We start from the raw sequence: 11,358 nt of genomic DNA on the forward strand, positions 1-11,358 counted from the left end.
AGGCAAAATTAAAAATGAGTCCGGTGCAATACCGAACTCATTTTATACAAGCTGCCTAATGAAATAACCGTGTCTAACTTTTAGGGGTCACTTCAGTTTGAGTGACTTTAATAATTATTTTAAATTAATTAAACCTGTTTCAGTACCAAAAATACCAGTTTGTACTTGCAGTTGTAAATCAGTTGCTTCTGCTACTTCTGGAGCAAGGTCAAACACAACCTTACCTTTGATCTCCATGTCTGGATTTACTTCCTGTAAGAAGAAGCTATTTTGAATGTTTCCATCATCACCTTGGTTTGCAGACATACTTGCAACACTATCAGATTCGTAAGTTTTTTCACCACGTTTTAATTTAAAGAAGCTTGCATCAATAGTTACAGCTTTATTTCCATTGTTTTTGTAAGTAACGTCTAGCACAACGTATTTTCCACTTGCTTTTTTCGGTAATACAGAAGGTCCTACTTGATCTGCTAATTCTACTCCATTAAGTGTAAAGATTGCATCTCCAACTTCTAATGCTGTACCGATTCCGACAACTTTTTCTTTATTATCTTTCTTTCCAACATCAGTAGAAGCTGGTTGTTTTCCATCTTCTTTATCCTTAGTCGAATTATCACCGCCACCAAGTGCAGCGATAATTACTCCAAGAATGATTAAGGCTATTAATCCACCGCATCCAAATTTGAAAAATTTCTTCATAGTAACTCTCCCTTAATATGTAATATTTGGTTCCTATGAAACTATATCAAATTTACTATAATGTGTCAGCAATAAAATTTATGGAAAATAAAAGTGGTTAATTATGATCGGTCCGCTGTTAAGCTAGTATCTAAAGCTTTATAAGGGTCACAATACTGTATATCCATATTTTGTTAGTGTAAGTTTTAAACAATTTTACAATGATTCAATTTGAGTTTACAAAGGATTCACAATTGCTGATAAAGCACACTTTGTGTAGTGCTATAATGAGGGGGACTATTAAAAGGGGAGTATGCACCATGATTTCAATTTATACACTTCTTCTTTACATACATATTTTAAGTGCTATTCTTTCGATTGGGCCTTTGTTCGTTGTTTTAACAATTGTTAAGAAAATGCGTTCAGCATCTCATGTTGAAATGACACCTTATATTGAGGCATTTAAAGGAGCAATTACGATCGTCAAGCATTCGGGGCATGTTCTTGTCGCATCCGGTATTTTATTAATGTGGCATGCGGGCTATCATTGGAGTACCTCGTGGATTGTTCTTACATTTCTTGTGATGCTTGCCTCCATTGTTTTTTTAGCAAGAGCGTTCAAACCGACTTTACAGACATTTAATACACCAGCCTATGATCAGCAAAAATTTACTTCATTGCTACATCGCAAAGCATGGATGTACATTTTGTTATTGCTAATTATGTTATGGCTAATGGTAGCAAAACCTGTACTTTGGTAAAAAGGGTTTCGCTTATAAAAAAATTCGCACTCCACAAAGGGTGCGAATTTTTTCATTATAGACTAAGCAAGCGTTTGAAATAGCTTTTGCGAATAAATATATAACTAACGAAGAACAGGGCAAAGAAGCATAAAGAGCTCATCATTGAGACTTGTAAAAATGATGTTGAAACCATTGTTCGCATAGCAAATAATGTAGCAAATAACATTGTAGTCGCTATTGTGAATGGTACAAATATAAGGATTGCTAGCTCCTTAGAAACAACGGTGAATAACTCTTTTTTAGATAGCCCGAGTTTTCGTATGCCTACATACTTTTCTTTTTCCTGAAGAAGTGTCGTTTGTAAATAGAAGTAGAGTATACTCATAGCTGCACTTAAGAAAATCAAGCTCAACATAGATCCGATAAAGAACATAACACTTTTTGTAAACATCTCTGCGTCATACAATTCGATTTTTGAAGTTACATAACGTTCCTCATATATATGTGGGAAATCCTCAATAATTTTTTTCGCCAACTCTGTATGTGCCGTCCAATTGTCTAGCTCAAATAAATAGGTTTTGTAGACAGGATATTTGATGCTGTTATAAACTTCATCAGGCACAATAAAATACGTTTGTTGGAAACCGGTTGTTAATAGATTTTTTTCATTTACAGATACAAGCTTAAATTGCTTTAGATAGTTATCATCACTTACATTAGTAATTGGAAATGTTTTACGATTACCAGCAACTGCTATAAATTCATTTGCACCTAAGCTAACCTTTTCATTGTGTAACAAGTTATAATCGGAAGCTGACATATAGCCAATACTACGTTCTTCATTTGATTTAAATTCAATAAAATATTTTTGTGAATCCACTGTAGATAATTGTTTTTCAATATTTCCAATATCAGCTTCTACCTTATTTGGATCAGCCTTAGGAGGAGCAATGTACTGAAAACTGTATGGATAATTCGCCTCACTATCTTTTTCAACATTATAGTAAGAACTAAATAAAATGCTTGTACTTAAAAACACGCCGCTTAACAAGAGAGTGATTAAAAATAGTATATTTGCATGTGATTTCATTTTTGCATTCAGATTGGAGGCCAGTAACATATTCGTTTGTTTCATATAGGCTGACGATCTCTCAAAAGCCTTTAGGAGGAAGCGCATTCCTTGTGAGATGATTAAATAAATTGTACAAAGAACACTCACGAAAAGCACTACATAGAAAAGAACGCCGAGACTACCTACAATGTCATGTTCTATTTTTATAAAATAGCCCAAACCAATGGAAATCATAGTGCTAATGAATAACAAAAGATAATGTGGTCTTATCGATTTTTCAATAACAGCATCACTTTTTAATAGTTGAATGGACGCTTCTTTATTAATAAATCTTGTCATTATTTTTGAAATCACAACGAATAATACAAGGAATAAACCAATCGTTAGCATGATTGCTTTAATAGGGAAATACATACCGAAAGCTTCTGCGTTTAAAACAACTTTGGCACCCATTAAGAAGAGAGGCGAAATGACAAGCCCAAGAATGATTGCTGTAATAATCGCCAATACACCGATAAGAATATTCTCACGAAAAACGAGCGTACGAATTTGTTTCATGGATGCACCAGTAATCATAAAAATACCTAGTGTTTTTGTTTTCTTCTTTAAAAAGGCCATGATGGAATAGGCGATATAGATAAATGAAAACAAATAGACGAGCAAACTTGCTAACATTAATGCGAGGCCAAGTGTTGAGTCTGGATCTAAACCTGCAAGACTTGGATGAAACACAATGACTGTAAATAAAAAGAAAATAATGATAGAAAACATACTGCTTAGGAAATACGAAACATAGGTCCATTTATCGCGTAAAATATTTTGGATAACGATATGATTAAAGCTCATGCTGTCCACCACCTAAAAAAGCAAGTGTGTCCATGATTTCTTGGTAAAATTGTTTGCGATTATGACCACGATGAATTTCGTTATATAATTTACCATCCTTAATGAATATAATACGATTGGCGAAGCTTGCTACATAAGGATCATGTGTCACCATTAAAATGGAAGTTTTTAGTTCGGTATGAATAGAACTAAATAAGTTCATGACATCATTTACTGCTTTTGAATCGAGATTTCCTGTAGGCTCATCTGCCAGCAATAAACTCGGTTCATGAATAACCGCACGAGCAATAGCTACACGTTGTTTTTGCCCACCAGAAATTTCATAAATTCGTTTTGAAAGAAGCTCGTCAATTCCAAGAAATTGAGATACATGTTGAAGTCGTTGCTGCATTGTATCGGCAGGTAAACTATCTAACGTTAACGGTAGTAAAATATTTTCTTTCACCGTTAATGTGTGGACAAGATTAAAATCTTGAAAGACAAAGCCTAATTCTGAACGCCGGAACTTCGCAAGTTCCTCATCATCTAAAGAATAAGGATTCCTACCATTGATAAGAATTTCGCCAGCAGTAGGGCGATCGATTGTTGACACACTATTTAAAAAAGTAGTTTTCCCACTTCCAGAAGGTCCCATTACGGCTACGAATTCGTTCTCACCAAGTTGAAAATCTATGCCATTCAATGCCTTATATGTGATTTCACCGATATATTCTTTTTTCAAATTGGTCACTTGTAGAATTGAGTTACCCATATTTAACAACTCCCTTACTTCGATTGAATAACTTAAGTATAAAGAAGGGGCAGCAGTTTTCCTATTTGGCTTTATGACGTCGATATGACAAAGTTGTCATAATACGAGCTTACAATCATGATTTTTTTACGCTATTTGAAAAGTCTATGGAAAAGGTCGTGATGCGCTCATCAGATTGTATAGTAAAAGGGTGCTCCAGTACAGTTAAAATCTTTTTCACCAAATATAAGCCTATACCTGTTGCTTCGCCGCTCGTTCTTCCTTTCGCGCCCGTATAAAATAAATCAAAGACACGTGAAATTTCACTCTCGGGAATCGTTTCTCCATAGTTTTGAATGTGTAAAGTAGCTTCATCATAAATGATTTGAATAGAGCTTTCAGACTCGCCGTACTTAATGGCGTTATTGATGATTTGATAAAGCACGACTTTTAACCATTTACGATCTGAATAAATAATCGTATTTTCAACAATCGTCACTTTTGGAAAAACTTCTTTGGCGATGAAATAATCCTTTAAATCATTAACAACTTCCTTCATAAGCTCTTTTAATGAAAGTGCTTCTATTTTTAAATCAGCCACAAGATTGGACGTGCGTTCGTAAGTTAGTAGCTGATTAAGGGTAAACGTCAGCTTATCGCATTCCTGATTAATTGTTTGCAAATGCTCGGATTGGCTATTTGCATTCGATTGGATAATCAGTTGAATAACTGACAATGGTGTTTTCATTTGATGGGCAAAATGTGAAAGCACAAGCTGTTTTTCTTTTCCTTGCTCCTCTAAATATTGCTGCTGTGTTAAGTATAAATATTGCATTTGTCGTAGTTTTTGGCTGTAGGCCTGCTCCATCATAGCCTGTGGTTCATATAGATGGAGGTCATCGCTAGTTAATGTGTTCTCCTGTAAATGAGCATAGAGCTTTTTTCTACGATAATAACGTCCAATCAGCCAAATGGTAAATAGGAAGCTAACGAGAAAGATAAAATAAAGATAGTGTGAAGATAAATCATCCAATGAATGAATGATCCAAGGTAATAATAGAAAGCTCACACAATAAAGAATGATTACACTTACATGATCTCGAAAGAAAAGCTTCATTCTTCTGCCTCCACTAATTGATAACCAAGTCCGCGAATTGTTTTAATTTCTAGTCTAGATTGGATCGCCTCGAATTTTTTGCGTAATCGGCCAATATTAACAGATAAAGTGTTTTCTTCAACGAAGGACTCATCATCCCAAATGGCACTTAACAATTTTTGACGAGGAACAACATTAGGATAAGCTTCGAATAGTAATTTGCTAAGCTGCATCTCTTTTAACGTTAACAGGCTCTCATGTTTCTCGGTGTAAAGACGAACGGTATTAGAATTTAATGTTGTATTAGCAAGTGATATCGAATTAGAATCGGAGGAAGCATATTCTCCGTATGTACGACGAATAAGGCCATTCACTTTTGCCATAAGCACATCTAGTGAAAAGGGCTTCGTGATAAAATCATCCGCACCATTTTCAATCCCATGCACTTGATCGATATCATTCACACGCGCAGATACAATGATAATAGGGCAGTTGGATAGCTGACGGATTTTGCGCGACCAAAAGTACCCATCATATGTGGGCAGGTTAATGTCCATAACAACTAGATGAGGTTGAATAGCTTGAAATTCTTCAACTATATGATTAAATTGTTGAACGGTATAGCATTCAAATTGATATTTTGATAAATGCTCCTCCATGATTTTTGAAATATTGATATCGTCCTCTATTATGTAAATTTTGTACATAGTATCGACCTTTCTTTATAGACTATCACTAAAAAAGTGGTTATTTTATTAAAATATATGAAGGTATATTGGTTGATTGAAGTGGAGACTGGGCGACTCCTTGGGGATTAGCGGCTCATCGGACGCCCCCAGGAAGCTTTGCTCTGTGCGAAAGCGAAGCGACAGCAACAAATGTTTTATCTGTGCGAAAGCGAAGCGACAGCAACAATTGTTTTATCTGTGCGAAAGCGAAGCGACAGCAACAACAAAGCGCCCAGTCGGAACGGGAATCAACCCCACGTTATGCTGAGTAGCCTTCTTTATTTATATATTTTTAATGTACCCTGATTTTTAGAAATCCATTAATATTCTTCATTGAATATAGTGATTGTAACTTGAAATTATAAAAAAGAGCCACCACAAACCCTATTAGGGAAGGTGATGACCTCTTTCATTTATTTTTTAGGAATATGGAAGGTGATAGTTGTGTCTTCATTTAGGGTGCTGTTAATTTGTAACCTCTGTCCGTAGATCCTTTTTAGACGTAAATCCGTATTACGTAGACCTACGCCCGAATTTGGCGAATAGCTACCAGCTTGTAGTCCATCTAATATACTTGAATCTATCCCAACCCCATTATCTATAACACTTACTGCAACATGATTCGGAAAATCTTTTATACGAATACAAACTGTACCTCCTCCTTCTTGTTTCAATACACCATGACGAATGGCGTTTTCGACTAAAGTTTGTAAGGAGATAGGGGGGATTTCAATATTTATAATGTCATCAATATCCCATTCGATGTTTAGTAAGTCTCCAAAACGTTGCTGATTAATATAGAGATATGACCGTACTAGCTCTAACTCATCCTTAAGTGGCACTACTCGCTGTAAATTTCGCACATCGAAGCTTGCATGTAGATATTCACCGAAATGATGCATTAAGTCAATCATTCGATCTGTATCGATCGTACTAAGTGATGCAATTGTATTTAAAGTATTAAATAAAAAATGCGGCTGTATTTGGGCTTGAAGCCAAGCTGTTTCCAAATGTAGTCGTTGATTGATGCTATATTTTAAATCGATTAAGGCTCTACTCCTGACCTTTAGCTCTAAAGAATTAATAGGCTTCGTAACATAATCATTTGCACCATGGGCGAAACCAGTATAGACATCCTCGGAATAATTACGGGCTGTAAGTAGTAAGACAGGTAATTCAAGCAATGAGTAGTGTTCTCGAATAATTTCGATTAATGCATAGCCAGATATATAAGGTAACATCGCATCAATAATGACTAAATCCCAATCGTCTTGCTGTAGCATTTCTAATACTTTTTCACTGCTAGTAACGGTAGTAACAGCGTATTCTGAAGTTGTAAATAAACTACGCATAATGGTTAAGTTTACAGGATCATCATCGACCATTAAAATTTTAAATTGCTTTTCCACTGTCGCTGATGAATTATGTTCTTCAATAGGAAGATGCATATCCTCTTCCTCTATATAGGATTGCTCCTCATTAAAGTCTTCCTCTGCTAATGGTAAGGTGAAATAGACATCCGATCCTTTGTTAGGAACAGAATGTATTTGCAAAGTTCCACCATGCAATTCGATAAGCTTCTTTGAAATTAATAACCCAAGACCGATTCCATCATTATTGTCATTTCTTTGTTCGTAAGGGGAAAATAGACGACTTTGGATATCGTCATCCATTCCTGACCCAGTATCATGAATATGGATAACAGCCATGTTATTTTCTATATGGGCACTGATTTTTATAGATCCTGCACTCGTATATTTAATGGCATTGTGTAGGAGATTAAAAAGAATTTGAATCAATCGATTTTCATCGGCCACTACATTAGGAAATGTCCTAGGAATCGCTGAATTCATTTGGATCTGTTTTCCACTTGTTATAAAGCGTAACATGTCAAAAACACCATAAACTATACTTTGGATGCTAACGTTTTTTTTATGGAGATGTAAATTACCTTCCTTTAAACGAGTAAAATCTAGTATGTCATTTAACGTAAAGGACATGCTTCTCCCGATATCAATTAAATGCTTCAGGTTTTGTTTATCATCAGTCATAAGCTTATTGTTTGGATTATCATAAATGGACTGTCCTAATGTAATCATTTTATTCATGGGATCCCATAGCTTTTGTGAGCTACTGGATAGAAATTCATCCTTTAATGTGTCATCTTTTTGTAATTTAGCAATCAATTGATTAATTTGCGCTTGATTTTCAAAAAAGCGTTTAAACCAATAACCCGAAAAACCGAGTATGACAAATAGATAATCGAATGGATACATGGGTATATCAAAATCATAGATGGATTTAATATATGCCCATATGATACCGTTCATTGTACCAAGGGCCGTCAATGCAATAAAAGCTGTGCTCTGTTTTTGATTTTCAAGATACTCTCTTAAAGCGAGTACTACTACAAATAAAAATGAAATGACATAAAGTATAAAGTAAAGAGAATTTATTGTGTATAACCAATTAATCGGTAAGACGACAGTGAAAAATGCTGAAAGGGCATAGAAAGCAAAGAGCCACTGAAAGCATTTAGCATGATGATATTTGACTAGTAAAACACGCATAAATTGAACAAAGAAAAATGAAGACCCGAGATAAATGATAGTAGATAGCTTAAATGACCATACATAATCGAGATGTAACCACGTGAGTATAGATTGATCATATGAAATTAATTCATCTGCTAAGGGCAAAAGAAAGCCTACTGTGAACAGTAAAACAATTGGCTTTGGATTAATAAACAAGAACACAAGGGTACTAAAAAGTGTGAACAATAAGAGTGTTATTGAAATTGTAGCAAGAGATAAATCGTTAATCATTTGGTGATGTTCTATAGCTGAAGCAGAGCCAAATAAAATTCTTTTATCAATGGTAGGGCTTATTGATGTATCAAAATTAGATACATGTAAAATTAAGTCAATTTCAGGTTGTTCATTTGTAAAGTAAAGAGTATAAGGAGCGGCTTGGCCTTTATGACTATGTGAATCAGTAGCTACTTTCCCGGACTGTTCAACCAACTTCCCGTTAATATATAATGCTGAAGCAGTTGACACTGCAGGGATTCGAACGGCAAAACGATTATCTTTCGGAGCATTGTGATTGAGTAATATTTTTAAACGGTATGAGCCATATCGTTGTGTCGTTGCATCTGAATCTCGCATGGGAATCGTTCGGGTAGTTTGTTCAAATGATTGGGTATTAATGTTTAAGGGATCTATTAATGATCCGGGATAGTAGAGCCATTCACCATCTAAGTTAAGAACTTCTTCGTCGGATAGCTGCTGATCCCGTATATCAAATATACCTTCCTGGGCAATCGGTTGTTCACTGGAAGGAAGAAAATATGCTAGCCATAGTAAACGAAGTGTAGTAAGAACTATAAAAATTAAAATAATGAAAAGTGAATGTCGTATAGTCGCTTTTTTCAAGAGTGACATAAGAACCTCCAAAATTTTCTTCTTGTAATAAAAGAACTATATTTACCATGCCATGAAATTTAGCAAATGGGAATAGGAAATTTTTAAAAATAATACTTTCAGACTAATCAGAAAGAATAGGGGAGCCGATTTCCGTTACAGGTTACTGCTTTCCTGAGGTGAGTAGCGTGAGATTTGAGACCCCTTTTACTGTGCAGTCCAGTACATATTTTGAGGGAGAATCATTAGTGTTTAAGTTTTTTTTAAGAGGCGTGACGTATGATGAAGGAATAAATAATTTGCGGGTTAAAGCGTATAAAAATTGAACAAAAAATCATCTCAATGGGAGAAATGATCTATTGTGGGTAAATTCAAGTTAAAGTTATCGTTTGTTATTGTTAGTATGACGGTAATTGTTGTACTTGCGACTTCTAGTATTAGTATTTGGAGTAGCTATCGAAATTTTAACGACATTCTTATGCAAAATAAGGTTGCCATGCAGGAAAATTATGTGAAGGAAGTTTCGGTAATCACGGAGAACTACGTACAAGAAAAACTGATGGAACCAAATCAAGATAAGTCGATTGAACCTTATATGGTGCAAGTGGTTAACAAGTTACTTGATGAAAGAGTTGTTTCATTTAGCGCGTTCATAAAAAGTATAATCGTTCCTTTACTATTATGGATAGTCGTAGTACTTGTATTAGCTGTATGGCTTGCTTTCAAAATTGCACGACCTTTAAAAAAGCTTTCTACTAGCGTGGAGAGAGAAGAAATACAGAAGCTTGAAGAAATGGATGATTGGTATTACGAAGCACATTCGTTAAAAAAAGTAGTACAAAACATGTTCATAAGTTCGGAAAGCAAAATAGTTGATTTAACGAATCAACTGAATTTAGACTCCTTAACGGGAATTCCTAACCGTAGAAGGATGGATCAAATTTTAAATGAGCTAATCATCAATAAAGTCCCACATACAATAGTGTTAATAGATCTAGATGATTTTAAAAGTATAAATGATACCTATGGACATACTGTAGGGGATGAAGTTTTAAAAGCTTTCGCAAATCATATGCAAGAGAACATTGAGGAACAGGGAATGTGTTTTCGATATGGTGGGGAAGAGTTTATGGTAATATTGCCATCCACGACAATAGATATAGCTTTAGAATTAGCGGAGAATGTACGCATGAAGCAGGCCTTGTTAGATACGGCATGTGGAAGGCCAGTGACAATGTCTGCCGGTATTACAGCATTTACAGCAAATATTAAGACTGCTAATCAGATCATTACAATTGCAGATCAGGCGTTATATAAGGCGAAGCAGTCAGGAAGGAATTGTATCTGTGTCGTCGAAGAACTATCTGAAAAAATAATCAAATGAATATCGTATTGTATTCAAGCTCAAAAATTTTTAATTAATATTAAATGAAGGTCTGGATTGGATGGTAACGTAAATAACATTTGTTAAAACGTATGCTATGTATATAAGTTGATCTTCGTTACGACTGGGCGACTCCTTGGGGATTAGCGGTAGAGGAACGAAGGCTAAAACCATCACATCTTGTGATAACGCCTTCGTGACCAACATCGGTGCCGCTGCCGCTTCGCTTTCGCGCAAAAAACATCGTGCTGCTGTCGCTACGTTAGCACTACGCTTTCGCGCAAAAAACATCTGTTGGCCCAAGCGGCTCATCGGACGCCCCTAGGAAGCTTTGCTCTGTGCGAAAGCGAAGCGACAGCAACAATTGTTTTATCTGTGCGAAAGCGAAGCGGCAGCAACAATTGTTTTAACTGTGCGAAAGCGAAGCGACAGCAACAATTGTTTTATCTGTGCGAAAGCGAAGCGACAGCAATAATTGTTTTATCTGTGTGAAAGCGAAGCGACAGCAACAATTGTTTTATCTGTGTGAAAGCGAAGCGACAGCAACAATTGTTTTATCTGTGTGAAAGCGAAGCGACAGCAACAATTGTTTTATCTGTGCGAAAGCGAAGCGACAGCAACAATTGTTTTATCTGTGCGAAAGCGAAGCGACAGCAACA

The 11,358-nt window shown here is 35.6% G+C and carries 8 protein-coding genes; 2 read left to right on the forward strand and 6 right to left on the reverse strand.

The window, feature by feature from the left end; all coding sequences use genetic code 11:
• Window positions 1-114: 114 nt before the first annotated feature.
• Window positions 115-699 carry a DUF4352 domain-containing protein gene (locus ACFXN8_RS25425; RefSeq protein ID WP_386848202.1) on the reverse strand — a complete coding sequence of 195 codons (585 nt, stop codon included), beginning with the start codon at window positions 697-699 and terminating at the stop codon, window positions 115-117.
• Window positions 700-998: 299 nt separating this feature from the next.
• On the opposite strand from ACFXN8_RS25425, the gene ACFXN8_RS25430 reads away from it, so the two are divergent.
• On the forward strand, window positions 999-1,439 hold the full coding sequence (locus ACFXN8_RS25430; protein WP_376076948.1) for a hypothetical protein: 441 nt from the start codon (window positions 999-1,001) through the stop codon (window positions 1,437-1,439).
• Between the two features lie 55 nt (window positions 1,440-1,494).
• Here the strand turns inward: ACFXN8_RS25430 and ACFXN8_RS25435 are convergent, their stop codons facing one another.
• From ACFXN8_RS25435 to ACFXN8_RS25455, 5 genes are all read right to left on the reverse strand, one after another.
• Entirely contained in the window at window positions 1,495-3,339 is a 1,845-nt protein-coding gene (locus ACFXN8_RS25435; RefSeq protein ID WP_386848203.1) for an FtsX-like permease family protein, read from the reverse strand.
• Entirely contained in the window at window positions 3,329-4,090 is a 762-nt protein-coding gene (locus tag ACFXN8_RS25440; protein WP_386848204.1) for an ABC transporter ATP-binding protein, read from the reverse strand. The genes ACFXN8_RS25435 and ACFXN8_RS25440 overlap by 11 nt, the downstream gene beginning before the upstream one ends.
• A gap of 115 nt (window positions 4,091-4,205) precedes the next feature.
• Complete coding sequence (locus ACFXN8_RS25445; protein ID WP_386848205.1) at window positions 4,206-5,186, reverse strand: sensor histidine kinase; 981 nt, start codon at window positions 5,184-5,186, stop codon at window positions 4,206-4,208.
• A complete protein-coding gene (locus tag ACFXN8_RS25450) occupies window positions 5,183-5,872 on the reverse strand; it encodes a response regulator (RefSeq protein WP_386848206.1) in 690 nt (229 codons plus the stop codon). The genes ACFXN8_RS25445 and ACFXN8_RS25450 overlap by 4 nt, the downstream gene beginning before the upstream one ends.
• A 434-nt stretch (window positions 5,873-6,306) precedes the next feature.
• The gene (locus ACFXN8_RS25455; protein ID WP_386848207.1) at window positions 6,307-9,336 is read right to left on the reverse strand and encodes a hybrid sensor histidine kinase/response regulator; all 3,030 of its coding nucleotides are present in this window, start codon (window positions 9,334-9,336) and stop codon (window positions 6,307-6,309) included.
• A 340-nt stretch (window positions 9,337-9,676) separates the two neighbouring features.
• On the opposite strand from ACFXN8_RS25455, the gene ACFXN8_RS25460 reads away from it, so the two are divergent.
• The gene (locus ACFXN8_RS25460; RefSeq protein ID WP_386848208.1) at window positions 9,677-10,699 is read left to right on the forward strand and encodes a GGDEF domain-containing protein; all 1,023 of its coding nucleotides are present in this window, start codon (window positions 9,677-9,679) and stop codon (window positions 10,697-10,699) included.
• The last annotated feature ends 659 nt before the right edge of the window (window positions 10,700-11,358 follow it).

It is taken from the genome of Lysinibacillus sp. NPDC059133 (genome assembly GCF_042755925.1).
Lineage (GTDB): Bacteria > Bacillota > Bacilli > Bacillales_A > Planococcaceae > Lysinibacillus.

Excerpts from the sequence above, each read along its gene's own strand:
- ACFXN8_RS25435 (WP_386848203.1), bottom strand. The coding sequence starts at position 3,339 with ATGAGCTTTAATCATATCGTTATCCAAAATATTTTACGCGATAAATGG.
- ACFXN8_RS25425 (WP_386848202.1), bottom strand. The coding sequence starts at position 699 with ATGAAGAAATTTTTCAAATTTGGATGCGGTGGATTAATAGCCTTAATC.
- ACFXN8_RS25440 (WP_386848204.1), bottom strand. The coding sequence starts at position 4,090 with ATGGGTAACTCAATTCTACAAGTGACCAATTTGAAAAAAGAATATATC.
- ACFXN8_RS25455 (WP_386848207.1), bottom strand. The coding sequence starts at position 9,336 with ATGTCACTCTTGAAAAAAGCGACTATACGACATTCACTTTTCATTATT.
- ACFXN8_RS25450 (WP_386848206.1), bottom strand. The coding sequence starts at position 5,872 with ATGTACAAAATTTACATAATAGAGGACGATATCAATATTTCAAAAATC.
- ACFXN8_RS25445 (WP_386848205.1), bottom strand. The coding sequence starts at position 5,186 with ATGAAGCTTTTCTTTCGAGATCATGTAAGTGTAATCATTCTTTATTGT.
- ACFXN8_RS25430 (WP_376076948.1), top strand. The coding sequence starts at position 999 with ATGATTTCAATTTATACACTTCTTCTTTACATACATATTTTAAGTGCT.